Source organism: Pantoea sp. 18059 (assembly GCF_902706165.1).
Lineage (GTDB): Bacteria > Pseudomonadota > Gammaproteobacteria > Enterobacterales > Enterobacteriaceae > Pantoea > Pantoea agglomerans.
Genome location: NZ_CACSJS010000001.1, coordinates 1,454,180 through 1,467,863 on the forward strand (window position 1 = coordinate 1,454,180; position 13,684 = coordinate 1,467,863).

Sequence of the window (13,684 nt, forward strand, 5' to 3'; positions counted from 1 at the left end):
TCGCGCCTGATTTAATGCCTTTTTGGTTTTGATGATGGTCCCGCATGCGCTATCCCGACCTGCCGCTGCCGCCTGTTGCAGGCGGCTTTATCCTTTCCCGGCACCTTAACCGCAGCGATCCTTTGCTGGCGGTGAGTCACTTCGATCCGCAAAAGTATCATGACGGGCTGGCTGTCGAATGGGATATTCCGCTGCCCGCCCGACTGCAGCAGGCTGTCAGTAAACGGCGTGCTGAATACCTCGCCAGCCGTCTGCTGGTCCGGTCAGTGATGGCAGAACTGGGTATTGCTGATTTCATTCTGACCAATGCAGCTGATCGATCCCCCTGCTGGCCCGCTGGCATTCAGGCGTCACTGTCGCACAGTGCAGGCATCGTTGTGGTAGCGGCAACCCGTCAGCCCTGCGCTGTTGGGGTGGATGTCGAGCAGTTCATGTCGGAGACGACGGCGCATGAAACGGCTGAGTTGCTGATGAACGAGCAGGAACAGCACCTGTTACGGACGCTGCCCGTCTCTTTTCGCGCTGCCGCTACCCTGCTCTTCTCCCTCAAAGAGAGCGTTTATAAAGCCATCTGGCCGCAACTGCTTCAGCCGATGGACTTTCCGGATGCGGAACTGGTGTCGGTAGATTTCGCGCAGCAGCGGGCGACGTTGCGACTGACTCAGCACTTCAGCGGGTGTTTTGCGATGGGAACGTTACTGGAGGCAAGCTTTGTGTGGCGGGATACTCAGGTAATCACGCTAATCACACATCGGCTTTAAAAAAACCGGCTAAACAATACGCGTTAAAACTTTGCGGTTTAGCCGGGGGTAACACAGACGAAAGAAAAGGTTCAGAATGGCAGAAACCGGAGTTTCTGCTGATCGCTAACGTAGCCTGGTTTAGGCGAAGCATGCCACTACGCTTTTTTGCTAAGCTTTGCCAGCTGCCGTTAAAGCCCGGTGTCGGTGCGTTTTACCGAGTCGAGCGTGGCAAGATCGCGCTCATTACCGGTCAGCTCCGTCAACTTGCCTTCACGCATCTCCAGCAGCCGATCGGCATGAATGAAGTAGTGATCGTCATGGCTGATAGCAAACACCGTTTTACCCGCCTGCTGTAGCCACGGCAGCAGCTCGCGATAGAAGATACGGCGAAAATGGGGATCCTGATCCGCCGCCCACTCATCCAGTAGCAGCACATCGCGCTCTTCTGCCACCGCCAGCAGCAGTGCCAGTCGCTTACTCTGTCCTTTAGAAAGCTGCAGATTCAGCACTTTGTTGCCTTCAATCTTCAGCTTATCCTGCATCTTCAGTCTCTCCAGCCAGAGCTGAACCAGCGCCGGGTTGGCTGCAACCCCTTCCCGTCCCATTAACCGGTCAAACAGGTGTAAGTCGGTAAAGACCGCCGAGAACTGACTGCGCCACACATCAAGCTCATCCGCCGTTATCGGCTTGCCATCCAGCAGCAGCGTGCCGGACTGAGGCTGATAAAGACCGGTCAGCAGCATCGCCAGCGTCGATTTCCCGCTGCCGTTGCCGCCAATCAGAAAGACCAGTTCGCCCCGGCGCAGCGTCAGGTTAACCGGCCCGACCTGGAAGCCGTTATCACCATAGTGAAAAGAGACGTCGCGCAACTCCAGCGTTTGCCAGTCTGAGGACGTGGAGGCGGAGTGGAATCCTGACTGATAAGGAGCGAGGTCAAAGGCATTGAGCTTACGGAATGCGACCTGGGCACTGAGCAACGTCGGTAACGCGCCCACCGCGGAGAGCAGCGGCGTGCGTAAAAACAGCAGCGTCAGGGAAAAGGTAGCGGCGACGGCGGTATTGGCCCAGCCCAGGCTGTTGGCCATAAAAAAGACCATGCCGATAGCGCCTAACGTCATGATATTTGACCAGTTGACCGCACTGAGGTGATAAGTGTCGGCGCGGACAATGTGGTGTCGCCAGGCGCGGGCATCTTCCTGATAAACCGTGTCGTAAACCTGCTGAGCGCGTGAGCGGTTAAGCTGTAGCTCTTTGCGCCCTTCAATCACCGTCTGATAATCACGATAGAGGTTATCTTCGATTTCCCGCAGCTTTGCCATGTGCTGGTAAACCCGCGAGACCAGCAGCCAGCCGCCAACCAGCGTGACACCCAGCCAGACACTGGTTACCAGCAGCATTTTAGGCGACAGCCACGCAAGATAGATCGCCGAGCCAAGCGTAATAATCACACCCTGAAAGAGCTCCGGCAGGCGCACAAAGGCCAGAGTAATGGCCCGCACGTCGCTGGTCAGGCCCGCCAGCAGCTGCGCACTGCCGAGTTGCTCGATGCGTTCAATGCGGGTATCGAGGATACGCTTGATAAATTCGCCGCGCAGTCGCCAGACAAACTGATGGCCAAGCATGGTCAGCGCCAGTTGCGAGGCCAGCGTCACCGCCATCAGCACCACCAGCTGCAACAGAAACTGCGGCAGTACCGCAAATGAGGTGTTAATGGCGACAATCATTTCGCGATTGATAAAGGCGATCATGCCGATACCCAGCACGGCGCTTAACAACGTGAGCGCAATCACCCCGATAAAAGGCCAGCGGAACTGGCGAAAAACAACGCTTAGCAACGTCATGCAGGCAATCCAGCAGTCAAAAAACAGCCTGCAGTGTAATGGGATGCAAAATGATAGCAATAGTTATTCGTACCACGCCGTAACCGGCGTGGTGGGTCAGAAAGCGCGTCGAAACGTCAGGTTAAAACGCCAGGCACCCACCAGCGGATGAACGCCTGGCTTTAGTGGCAGGATGCCGTGGTAGCGCAGGCGCGACGGCCCGCCCCACACCACAATATCACCATGTTCCAGCAGCACACGCTGGGTACTGTCACCCCGCTCGAAGCCGCCAAACTGAAAGACCGCCGGTAAACCCAGCGACACCGAAACGATAGGCTGACGCAGATCTTTCTCATCTTTATCCTGATGCAGCGTCAGCTTCGCGCCCGGCTCATAGCGATTAAGCAGGCAGGCATCCGGATTAAAGCCAGGGAACCCCGCCTGAGACGCCGCCTGCTGCGCCAGAGTACGAAACAGCGGCGGCATAGCCGGCCATTTACGCCCGTTCAGGTTGTCCTGCTGCTGATACTGGTAGCCGCGTGAATCCACCGACCAGCCGAAATCGCCACAGTTGGTCATCGCCACCGACATGCGATGGCCACCGGGCGTAATGCGATGGGCAAACGGATTCTGCTCCGCAATTGCCATTATTTGCTGATAAAGCGCCTCTGCATCCTCACGTGCGCGACGCCGCAGGATCACCGCGCCCTCAGCCAGCGTCTCCTGCCAGGGTTGTTCTTCACTAAACAGATCTAACATCAGGGTTCTCCGGATTCAGCGGGGATCAGGAAAGCAGCGAACTGCGGCGACATCCAGCTGACAAATTTATCGCCCTGCTTGCTGATCAGATAGACCGCCAGATGCTGTTCGATCGCCAGCGCCTGGGCTTTTTCCGTGCCAAGTACCATCAGTCCGGTATCCCAGCCATCGGCTTCCAGCGCCGTGGTGGCGATCACCGTGGCGGAAACCAGTTTATGCTCAATTGGCCGTCCGGTAACGGGATCGATCACATGAGAAATGCGCTTGCCGTCCAGTTCATAATAGTTGCGATAGCTGCCGGAGGTACTGATGCCGTGTCCCTGCAGATTAACGCGCGCCTGAACCGCATTCTCACGATCGGTCGGTTTCTGAATCGCCACCCGCCACGGCTGCTGCTGCGCATTAAGGCCGCGGCTCAGAACGGCGCCGCCCACAGACACCAGATAGTTATTGATGCCGAGCTGCTCCATCAGTCGCGCCAGATGATCGGTGGCAAAGCCCTCGCCCACCGTCGAGAGATCGACATAGAGACCTGGCAGATCTTTCTGCAGCCACTGTCCATCTGCGCCCTGCACCACCCGCAGATGCTGCAATCCGGTCTGCGCCCGGGCGACGGCGATTTGTGCCGCATCCGGCGTATGGCCGGGCTGTTTCATCGGGCCAAAGCCCCATAAGTTGACCAGTGGCCCGACGGTAATATCCATCGCCCCGCCAGTTTTACGGCCAATCCGCAGTGAGGTCGTGACAATATCCGCCATGTTTTCACTCACCGGCTGCGGTGACAGGTCACGGCTTTGGTTGAAGCGCGACAAGGCGGAGTCGGGCTTCCAGGTAGAGAGTTCCGCATCGTCCGCATCCAGCTGCTGCTGAATCCGCTGTTGCAGTTCCGCTCTGCGCTCACTCGCCACACCGGCCAGGCTCACACGCCAGACGGTTCCCATGGTTTTTCCTTCCAGCACCAGCGCGGATGTGGTCGCTGGCTTATCACAGGCCGTTAACATCAACGTTAACATCGCTATAAACAGCAGATTAATCTGAGAACGCATCTTTCCTCACTTGTAACACTTTATTCAGCTCTGCTACAAAGCATAAACTTCGGGTAAAGACGCTTAAAGAGAGTTGAATATTTCTCTGAAACCTATCAGTATTCACCGGTCATCTACCCTGTATCCGCCTTTTATCAGGCGACTAACGTTAATCAAAGTAAGGAGCGGCAGATGATCTATCTGATTCTCGTCATTGCCCTGGGGCTGTTTATCTTCAGTAGCTATAAAGTCTTGCATCAGCGTCGTCATCGTCACATGACACCCTCACGCCCGCGCCAATAACAGGCTTAACTGCACCTCATTGGGGCAAGATCGCCCTGACGCGCGCGGCAAGTGTACCAAAGTGCGCGCGAGGTCTGTGGCTGTGAGAGCGGTAAAGCTGGCATGAATTCTGCACTGTTGAAACAGTGTTTATCTCTGAGAGGTGCAGAATGAAAAATTCACAGAAGTGGCAGTCAGCATGGCATCACTGGCTGAGCTTTTCAGCCTTCACCCTGGCAGGCGTGGCATTTGAAGGCGCGCGATTCGGCAGCGTGGTGTCGTCAGTGACAACCGCGCCGGAAGCCACCAAGTGGCGAAAGGCTGAAGCGCTCAGCCCGAAAGGTGACGCAGGAGCGCAGCGGTAACTGCGCTCCCGTACAACTCAGAACTGGTAAACCAGACCCAGTGCCACCACGTCGTCGGTATTGATACCGGCTGCGTCGGTGAAAGCGTTGTCGTCCAGCAGGTTGATCTGGTAATCAACATAGGTGGACATGTTTTTGTTGAAGTAGTAGGTCGCGCCAACGTCGATATATTTTTTCAGATTCTGTTTACCCCAGTTCTGAACATCGGTGCCGCGTGAGGTGACGTACGCCAGGGATGGACGCAGGCCAAAGTCGAACTGATACTGCGCAACCAGTTCCCAGTTGTCCGCTTTATCCGCATAGCCATAAGCTGCAGAGTCGCTGCTGCCGAAGCGAGTAGCGTTATAGGCGCGTGAATACATAGCCGCCAGATAGATGTTGTTCGCGTCATATTTCAGACCGCCGGTGTAAGCTTCCGCTTTATCACCACGCCCCAGAATACCCTGCGCTGCGCCATTCTGGTCGTTGGTACGATCAGACTGGAAGGCAGACGCACCAATGCCGAAACCTGAACCCAGATCATAAGTGGTGCTCAGACCCCAGCCGTCGCCGTTCTGACCCAGTACGTCACGGCCATTCGGAGACTCGGTGCTGTTGCCATTCTTGCCCTGATACTGGACTGCAAAGTTCCAGCCATCCACCAGACCGAAGAAGTTATTGTTACGGTAGGTCGCCATGCCGTTACCGCGCTGATACATAAAGTTATCTGCGCCGTAGGTGTCGCCGCCGAACTCTGGCAGCACGTCGGTCCAGGCGCCGATGTCGTAAGCTACACCGTAGTTACGACCGTAGTCGAACGAACCTGCATCACCAAATTTCACACCGGCAAAACCAACACGGGTGTAGCTGTCAGCCGTACCTTCAGACTCGGCGTTGTTCAGCGCCGCCTGGTATTCCCACTGGCCGTAACCGGTCAGCTCATTGCTGATTTCGGTTTCGCCTTTGAAGCCGAAGCGAACGTAAGACTGATCGCCATCAGAACCATCGTTATCAGAGAAGTAGTGCAGACCGTCAACTTTACCAAAGAGATCTAATTTGTTGCCGTCTTTGTTATAGATTTCAGCTGCGTTTGCTGATCCTGCTGCAACCAGCAACGCAGGGATCATCAGGGAGAGAACGCGACGTTTCATTTTATTACCCTCTGTTATGTGCCTTTATTATTTGCCACTGCTAACTGAATGATTAAAAATTCAGCCGGCAGGCCATTGTTGTTTTATAACGGGCAATAATCCACCAGGAAAATGCTACTAAATTTCCAAAAGTGTTTCATACGTCGAAACAGTTATTTCATAATGTAAATAACGGGGAACTAATAACCAGCACGGATCGATAAAAAATGGCGCACAAATCGATAAACCGATTCAGAGAGCTATGTTATCAACAGGTTACATCAGAGTATTCCGAAGCACTGAATGATAAAACTTATACGGCATCTGGTAATAGAATAGACCCCGCTATCATCATTTATTCCATTATTACCTTCATTCTCCCCGAATGAGATGTACAACTTATTATTTCCCGCCGGACAAGTTGTCCGGCATTTTTTTGCCTGCTATTTACCGTTCCGTTATATCTTCGTAAACTTTCTTAACCGGGTTAAATTAACTACGGCCTGTTTCCGCACATATTGTTAAAATACGCACGCTTTGCGCCCTGACTGCCCAAATATCCGCCATGTTAATTTATCACCGTAATTAAGCAGGCGGATATTTTAGCTGGTGCGGATTTTCAGCGCTCGCGCATCGATTCTTTGACTTTATTCAGGGGCTTAATCAGATAATCCATAACCGATTTCTGACCGGTTTTAATCTCTACATTGGCCACCATACCGGGCACGATCGGGAATTTACGTCCGGCACGGTTAGTCAGCTCGGCTTTCTGGGTACGAACATAAACACGATAGTAATATTGATCACGTTTTACCTCATCCTGCAGGGTATCTGGCGACACCGTTTCAACTTCGCCGTGCAGATCGCCATAGATGGAGGAGTCATAGGCGGTCACTTTGACGGTAGCCGCCAGACCGGGCCGGATATAAGCGATATCGCGTGGATTGATGCGCGTCTCAATCAGCAGTTGATCCTCCAGCGGGACGATTTCCATCAGTTTACCGCCAGGCTCCAGTACCCCACCGACCGTGGTGACCTGAATATCTTTAACAATGCCGCGCACCGGTGAATAGAGCGTGGCACGCGTCAGCTGATCCTCTTTGCCTGCAGCAACCTGCAATTGCGCATCCAGTTCGGCATTATTTTTCACCTGCTCTTCGTGGGCGCGCACCAGATAGTCATTGCGCGCCTCATCGATTTTGCCGCGCAGATCGCTGACCTGACGACGCAGTCGAATCACCTCGACCTGCCCTGCTGCGCCTTTGGCAACCAGCGGTTCCGTCAGGCGCAGTTCATCCTGCACCAGTCGCAGCGACTGCTGCAGATTACTGATGGTTTCGGTGAGATTACGGCGTCGCGACTCGTAGAGCTGCCGTTCACGCGTCACCAGGTTCGGCTCCTTCAGCGTTTCGGCGCTGAATGTCAGCGGCGTGCCCGACAGCTCCGCCTCCAGCCGCTCGGACGAGGCGCGCAGGGTGCGCACTTTGGCCTGCGCCTCGCCGAAGTTCGACTGGAAGCGTGTCGGATCGAGGGTCGCCAGCACCTGCCCTTTTTCGACAATGTCGCCCTCATGCACGTTAAGCTGTTTGACGATGCCGCCATCCAGGCTGTCAATCACCTGCGCGCGGCTGGAAGGGGTGACTTTACCGGTGCCGACCGTGACCTCATCCAGAATGGCAAAGTGCGCCCAGATGAGAAAAATCGCCAGCGCGGCGGTGCAGAGCCAGATAATCGCCGATGTCCGGCGCTCATGACGGGCAAGATCTTTATCAACAATAACCAGACTCATGCGGTGTCTCCTTTACCTGGCGACGGTGCCGACGCGGGTGTCGTCGCACGGCGCAGGATCTCGTCGCGCGGGCCATCGGCCACAATCCGGCCGTTATCCATCACCACTATACGATCGACCATCTTCAGCAGCGCCGGACGGTGCGTCACCAGCACCAGCGTCCGGCCGCTGATCCAGCCCTGCAGCTGACGGATCACATGCTCCTCCAGCTGTTCATCCATCGCCGCGGTGGGTTCATCCAGCAATACCACCTGCGGCTGACGCAGGATCAACCGGCTCAGCATCACCATCTGACGCTGGCCGCCCGAAAGTCCGCGCCCGCCTTCATTGATAATGCGGTCCAGGCTGGCGGCATCCTGCTGGACCAGCGACAGCGCGCCACTGATGCGCAGCGCCTGCAGCATCTCCTGTTCGCTGGCATGGGGATTGCCCAGCATCAGATTCTGCCGCAGCGTGCCAAAAAAGAGGCGGGAGTCGTGCGAGAGCCAGCCGAGCTGACGACGTAAATCGGTGGGATCGATACGCTCAATATCGACGCCATCGACAATCACTTTGCCCTGCGTCGCCAGCGCCTGACCGGCGAGGATCTTCAGCAGCGTCGATTTCCCTGCTCCGACTTTGCCCAGAATGGCAATCTTCTCGCCGGGCTTAATCTGTAGTTGCTGAACGTTGAGCACATTCTTTTCATTCTCTTCGTCATAGCTGTAGTGCACATTGCGCAGATCGTACTGGCCGGTGAGCGTCGGGCAGTGTGCCAGCGTGGTCGCTTCAGGCTGATCAAGCGGCTTTTTCAGCAACTCATCCAGCCCTTTCATCGCCATTTTGGCGTGCTGCCAGCGCGAGAAGACCATGGTCAGCTGCATCAGCGGGGCGATGGTGCGTGATGAGAGCAGGCTGCAGGCAACCAGCGTACCGGTAGTGATTTGCGAATCGAGCACCAGATAGACACCAAATACCAGCATGCCCGCATAGGTGAGCTGCTGCACAGTCGAGGCCCAGCCGGTGAGACGCGCGCCCCACAACCGCTGCTGGTTACTGATTGAGGCGCTGACTTCGTGCGTCTGCTCCCACTGACGCTGAAAATAGGGTTCCGCCTGCAGCGCCTTGATATCCTCAATCCCTTCAATGGTCTCTACCAGCACCGCATTGCGCAGCGCGCCCTCGCGCAGCCCCTCTTTGGCCAGCCGCGCCATCGGGATCTGCACCAGCAGACCGGGAATGACGATCAGCGGGATCGCTGCCAGCGGAATCAGCACCAGCCAGCCGCCAACAAACGACATGATAAACAGGAACAGGATAACAAACGGCAGATCGGCCGCTGCGCCTACCGTGGTCGAGGTGAGCAGCTCACGCACCTGGTCGATCTCACGCAGCTGCGAGATAAACGAACCGGTCGACTTCGGACGCGCCTCATTACGTATGCTCATCGCCCGGGCAAACAGCATGGCCGAGACTTTCAGGTCGATGCGTTTGCCCATTAAGTCTGACACCTGGGTCCGCATCAGCCGGATCAGATACTCAATGGCCGCAGCGATCAGCACGCCGACAAACAGTACCCACAGCGTGGACTGCGACTGGGCCGGGATGACCCGATCGTAGACCTGCATCGAAAAGAGAATACCGGCCAGTGCCAGCACATTACTGATCACCGAGGCCAGCGAAATTTCCGTGATACGGCGGCCCATACCGCGAAAATTTTTCCAGAACCAGTGTGGCTCATAAGGCTGAACGAATTCGTCGATGCGCGCATCACGGCCACGCGCCGCTACGCCAATCACGCCGACATCGCCCTGGGCGCGTGCCAGCAGTTCTGATAAAGCGCTTTCACGCACCACATCGCCGCCTTCACTGAGCCAGTAGCGCGCGCTGTTGTCGGAATCGATGCTCTCCAGCACCGCCACGCTGGCATTCTCCAGCACCAGCACCACCGGGGTGATCTCCTGACGCCAGCGCAGTTTGTTCTGCGGCACCATGGTCAGATGCAGTCCCAGCAGGCCGGAGAGTCGTTCCAGCTGCTGTGACACCGGCAGATGTTCAAACCAGCGCATCTGCTGACGCAGGGTTTTGCCATCGGCAGGTTTACCGAATCGCGCGGCTACGCGCAGCATGGCGGCAATCCAGTTATCGGTATTCAGGGTTGATGTACTCATTATTAATGCCTTATCGCTATTGCAGCGAAGGAAGGAGATCGCCGCTGCTTTGCTGGCGATCGATACCCATGATATCGAGCAGATTGTCTACCGCGGCGGCATAACGCACGGTGGCGTCCCAGCCATCGTAAAGCGCGGTGATACGTGAGCTGTCAGCCTGAAACACATCCTGTTCCACGCTAAGCAGATCGTTCAGGCTGCGCTTACTCAGGCGATATTCATCGGCGTAGACATTACGGGTATGGTCGGCGCTGGCCAGCTGCACTTCCCCGGCAGCCTGCCGCTGCTGCGCGCCAATCATGTCGGCATAGGCGGTAGAGGCGTTTTGATTGATGGCGAGCTTGGCCTGCTGAATAGCGGCCTGCGCCGCTTCACGATCGCCCTCCGCTGACTGGGTTTTCGCATTCACCAGGCCGCCCTGATAAAGCGGCGCTTCCACCTGCAGCTGCACTTCATCATCCCAGTAAGATTGACGATCGTTTTCATAGCGGGTCCGGCCCGCCTGCACTTTAATCGTCGGCCAGTGACCGGACTCTGCCTGGCGCACCCGTTCACGAGCGGCTTCCTGCTTCGACTGCGCACTGCGCACCGCCGCGCTGCTTTCATAGGCGATTTTGTCGAGGGTGATCTGCTGCTTAAGCAGCGCCTGTGGCAGTTCAGGCAGCGTAGCGGGGACCACGCCGGTCAGCACGGTCAGTTGCGCGGTGGCGGAACGATGCTGGGCGCGATATTGCTCCAGCGTGGCCTGCATCGCGGCGATGCGTGTTTCCGCCTGCAGCACGTCGGACTGGGAATTGAGGCCGGCATCGGCGCGCAGCTTCGCGATATCCCGAACGCGCTTCAGTGAGGCAATATTGGTATGCGCCGTTTCTGCCAGCGCCTGGTAACGTTTGACTTCGAGGTAGGCCTGCAGCGTATCTTCCGCCACAGTGGTCATCGAGTCGAACAGGCTGTAACGATAAGCATCCGACAGCGCGTGCTGCTCATCGATGGCGCTGCCGGTGCGGCCAAAGTCGTAGAGCAGCTGGCTGAGCGTGATGCCACCGGAGCCGTTATTGTTCAGGCTCCCGGCGGAGTCGGTCTGATGAGAGCGTCCCGCCGCGCCCTGCAGTGAAATCTGCGGATACCAGGCGCTGCGGGCGGCATCAAGATCCCCCTCACCGATGTGGATCTGTGCCGCCGCTTCCGAGATTTTCGGATTGCGGGCGAAGGCCCGAAGAATGGCGTCGCGCAGCGTTAAGCTGGCAATCTGCTCTTCGGTGGGCGCGGCGCGCCAGTTAAATTCGGCTTTAGGTAACGGTGCGGCAAAGGCCGCGTGCACTGCAACGCCACTCAGGGCGCACAACAAAAAAGTTAATCGCGCTTTGTTCATTATCCATACCAACAGGGGTTCTTATCATCATGGTGTTTTTCCTGGTGAACAAAGCGAGCAAAAAGGGGTGCTACTCAGCGTCTGACAGATTTAATGCATTATTTTATTTATGGTTCGCAAGCGAGACGCTAAACGACCTTTAACATTATTAGATCAGATCCCGCGCTTATTCCTGCTAAAAACAGATGAAATCGTTAATATTTCTGCTGAACGAACGAAAAGCAACCACTGAGCGAGCTCGCGCCAATCCAGACAGGCTTAACAGACCTGTCCGGAAGGCAGTGCGTTTACTAATGTGTCAGCGTCAGACCAGGGGGTGTGCCGCAGGATGCTGCAGCAGGTGGTCGGCGAGCGTATAAGGAATATCAGAGAACAGATGACTTTCCTGCGGTGCGGCGGCGGCAGAAGATGCCTGCGCCACGTGCGCCGTCTCCGCCTGCTGGGTCAGGCTGACCGTCTCCAGCAACTGGTCCACCGTCTGACCCTCCAGCGGGTTGGCACTTTTGGTATGTGAGGCCACCTGTACCGTCTGGCTGGCACTGGCCAGATTACCGGCGCTGTCTTTGCCGCTGACTGTCATCTGGTACTCACCATCGTCCAGCGGTGCCAGCTGCCCGGCCAGAATGGTCAGCGCCCAGCCGCCATCGGCTTTTACACTGGCGCTGTAGTGCTGATCGCCCAGCGTTAATTCCACCAGGCTGCCCGGTTGCAGATGACTGGAGCTGCCCTGAATCAGATGCCAGCTGTTGACATCGGCAGCATCAATTTTGTTATCACCAAAAGCCGTGTCCAGGGTCAGCGTCGGCCGCTGGTGCACGGCTACGGTAAAGAGTTTATCGCTGGTCTGGGTGTCGCTGTTGCCATATTCATCCCAGCGGTGAAAGGTGGCGGCGACCGGGCCATCCGGCAGCGCCAGCAGCTCGCTGGAGGTCAGTGTTACCATACCTTTGGCATCGGGCTGGTAGGTTTTACCGTTGATCTCCAGGGTGTTGGCGCCTTCAACGTAGAAGCTCAGATCGTGCTGCGCCTCCTGATAGTTGAGCGTCATGTCACCGCCGATATCCATTTCGGTGTAGATCGGAATAAAGCCGGTGTGGATATTCAGCTCATGCGTGACGTCAATGTAGTTTTTGGCCCCGTCGATCGACCAGGCGCGGATTTCCCCAACGTTGATAAAGGCGTGCACATCCGCTGCCGGGATCACCACCTGCCAGTGTCCATCATCGCCTATGGTGGCGGCATAATCTTTCTGGTTGGCACCCGTGATCACCAGCCGATGACCCGGCATGACGGTGGAGAGCATGCCGCTCAGTAGCAGATCCTGCTGGCTTTCTGCCAGGTTTATCACATCGTCCGCAGTGACCTTATCAAAGGTAATTTTTGGCAGGCTACTCAGATGGGTGATCAGCGTCAGATCGTGATATTCGGTGGCGCTGTTTCCATTGGGATCGGTCGCCGTGACTTTCAGGCTGTAGACCCCGTCTTTCAGCGCCTGCATATCGCTTTCATGAAATGTGCCATACCACTTACCGTCATTTCCCATGCTGGCGGTGGTGGTTTGCGTCCCCAGCGTCAGTTTCAGCACCGACCCCACCGGCAAGTGCGTTGCGCTGCCGCTAATCTCGACGCCATAAATGCTCTCAGCAATACTCACCGCGTTGTCACCACTGACCGTGTCCACGGTCAGGGTAGGTTTGATCGTGCGGTCGGTATAGAGACCAAAATCTACGGTGGTTGCCGTGCTTTGCCCTGCTTTATCAGTAATGGTCAGCGTCAGCGTGTGATTGCCATCCGCTACGCCTTTCAGCGTATCAGCCGGCATGGAGGCGTTCCAGTAGCCCCACTTATTGACGGTGCTGTGCCAGCTTTGATCGTTGAAGGTCAGCGTGACGGTGGAGCCCGCTTCACCTTCAGCACGACCGCGCAGATGCACCGGCTTTTGCGCTTCCCAGCCAGCGATCACGCCATCACTGGCGATCGGTTCATAGGGTCGCAGCATAGCTGGCGGCGAACTTTTCACCGCGCTGACAGCCAGTGTGCTGTCGTTGAGCGGGCTGCTATGCAGTGACTCGGTGGAGAGCGTAGTGATCGGCAGGCTCTGGCCCGGCGTGGCGAAAGGAAGGCTCAGACTTTGCGTGGCGGCTGGCGCAATGGCGGGCACAGCGCTATCGGCGACGGCAAAATCGCTCACCGCCGTCTGAAAAATGGATTCAAGCCGGGTAGTACGAAGCGTATCGCGTGATGACATAGGTAACCTCAGTTCAGAACAG

11 protein-coding genes are annotated in these 13,684 nt (G+C 56.4%); 3 read left to right on the top strand and 8 right to left on the bottom strand.

Annotated elements, in window-relative coordinates; genetic code table 11:
• The first annotated feature begins 44 nt into the window (after positions 1-44).
• Positions 45-761 carry a 4'-phosphopantetheinyl transferase gene (locus tag GVJ63_RS06800; RefSeq protein WP_033767435.1) on the top strand — a complete coding sequence of 239 codons (717 nt, stop codon included), beginning with the start codon at positions 45-47 and terminating at the stop codon, positions 759-761.
• 170 nt (positions 762-931) lie between these two features.
• On the opposite strand, the gene GVJ63_RS06805 is transcribed toward GVJ63_RS06800, so the two are convergent.
• The 3 genes from GVJ63_RS06805 to apbE form a co-directional block, all read right to left on the bottom strand.
• Positions 932-2,584, bottom strand: coding sequence for a multidrug ABC transporter permease/ATP-binding protein (locus GVJ63_RS06805; RefSeq protein ID WP_010248354.1), 1,653 nt, complete (start codon positions 2,582-2,584; stop codon positions 932-934).
• 96 nt (positions 2,585-2,680) lie between these two features.
• On the bottom strand, positions 2,681-3,322 hold the full coding sequence (gene alkB / locus GVJ63_RS06810) for a DNA oxidative demethylase AlkB (RefSeq protein ID WP_159226599.1): 642 nt from the start codon (positions 3,320-3,322) through the stop codon (positions 2,681-2,683).
• Positions 3,322-4,368, bottom strand: a complete 1,047-nt coding sequence (gene apbE, locus GVJ63_RS06815) for an FAD:protein FMN transferase ApbE (RefSeq protein WP_159226600.1) — start codon at positions 4,366-4,368, stop codon at positions 3,322-3,324. Before apbE ends, alkB begins: the two co-directional genes overlap by 1 nt.
• A gap of 171 nt (positions 4,369-4,539) precedes the next feature.
• On the opposite strand from apbE, the gene GVJ63_RS22210 reads away from it, so the two are divergent.
• The gene (locus GVJ63_RS22210) at positions 4,540-4,650 is read left to right on the top strand and encodes a hypothetical protein (RefSeq protein ID WP_010248361.1); all 111 of its coding nucleotides are present in this window, start codon (positions 4,540-4,542) and stop codon (positions 4,648-4,650) included.
• Positions 4,651-4,799: 149 nt separating this feature from the next.
• Complete coding sequence (locus GVJ63_RS06820) at positions 4,800-4,994, top strand: hypothetical protein (protein ID WP_010248364.1); 195 nt, start codon at positions 4,800-4,802, stop codon at positions 4,992-4,994.
• A gap of 17 nt (positions 4,995-5,011) precedes the next feature.
• Here GVJ63_RS06820 and ompC read toward each other — a convergent pair whose 3' ends face one another.
• From ompC to GVJ63_RS06845, 5 genes are all read right to left on the bottom strand, one after another.
• Entirely contained in the window at positions 5,012-6,124 is a 1,113-nt protein-coding gene (gene ompC, locus GVJ63_RS06825; protein WP_045140631.1) for a porin OmpC, read from the bottom strand.
• A 598-nt stretch (positions 6,125-6,722) separates the two neighbouring features.
• Positions 6,723-7,892: an HlyD family efflux transporter periplasmic adaptor subunit gene (locus tag GVJ63_RS06830; protein ID WP_010248368.1), complete on the bottom strand. Its 1,170-nt coding sequence runs from the start codon at positions 7,890-7,892 to the stop codon at positions 6,723-6,725.
• Positions 7,889-10,042, bottom strand: a complete 2,154-nt coding sequence (locus tag GVJ63_RS06835) for a type I secretion system permease/ATPase (RefSeq protein WP_010248371.1) — start codon at positions 10,040-10,042, stop codon at positions 7,889-7,891. Before GVJ63_RS06835 ends, GVJ63_RS06830 begins: the two co-directional genes overlap by 4 nt.
• Before the next feature lie 16 nt (positions 10,043-10,058).
• Positions 10,059-11,414 (bottom strand): TolC family outer membrane protein, encoded by a 1,356-nt coding sequence (locus tag GVJ63_RS06840; RefSeq protein ID WP_010248373.1) that lies wholly within the window; start codon positions 11,412-11,414, stop codon positions 10,059-10,061.
• Positions 11,415-11,718: 304 nt separating this feature from the next.
• Positions 11,719-13,662 (bottom strand): Ig-like domain-containing protein, encoded by a 1,944-nt coding sequence (locus GVJ63_RS06845; RefSeq protein WP_159226601.1) that lies wholly within the window; start codon positions 13,660-13,662, stop codon positions 11,719-11,721.
• Between the last annotated feature and the right edge of the window lie 22 nt (positions 13,663-13,684).

Coding starts and splice junctions, on each gene's coding strand:
- GVJ63_RS06800 (WP_033767435.1), top strand. CDS start 45: ATGCGCTATCCCGACCTGCCGCTGCCGCCTGTTGCAGGCGGCTTTATC.
- GVJ63_RS06805 (WP_010248354.1), bottom strand. CDS start 2,584: ATGACGTTGCTAAGCGTTGTTTTTCGCCAGTTCCGCTGGCCTTTTATC.
- alkB (WP_159226599.1), bottom strand. CDS start 3,322: ATGTTAGATCTGTTTAGTGAAGAACAACCCTGGCAGGAGACGCTGGCT.
- apbE (WP_159226600.1), bottom strand. CDS start 4,368: ATGCGTTCTCAGATTAATCTGCTGTTTATAGCGATGTTAACGTTGATG.
- GVJ63_RS22210 (WP_010248361.1), top strand. CDS start 4,540: ATGATCTATCTGATTCTCGTCATTGCCCTGGGGCTGTTTATCTTCAGT.
- GVJ63_RS06820 (WP_010248364.1), top strand. CDS start 4,800: ATGAAAAATTCACAGAAGTGGCAGTCAGCATGGCATCACTGGCTGAGC.
- ompC (WP_045140631.1), bottom strand. CDS start 6,124: ATGAAACGTCGCGTTCTCTCCCTGATGATCCCTGCGTTGCTGGTTGCA.
- GVJ63_RS06830 (WP_010248368.1), bottom strand. CDS start 7,892: ATGAGTCTGGTTATTGTTGATAAAGATCTTGCCCGTCATGAGCGCCGG.
- GVJ63_RS06835 (WP_010248371.1), bottom strand. CDS start 10,042: ATGAGTACATCAACCCTGAATACCGATAACTGGATTGCCGCCATGCTG.
- GVJ63_RS06840 (WP_010248373.1), bottom strand. CDS start 11,414: ATGAACAAAGCGCGATTAACTTTTTTGTTGTGCGCCCTGAGTGGCGTT.
- GVJ63_RS06845 (WP_159226601.1), bottom strand. CDS start 13,662: ATGTCATCACGCGATACGCTTCGTACTACCCGGCTTGAATCCATTTTT.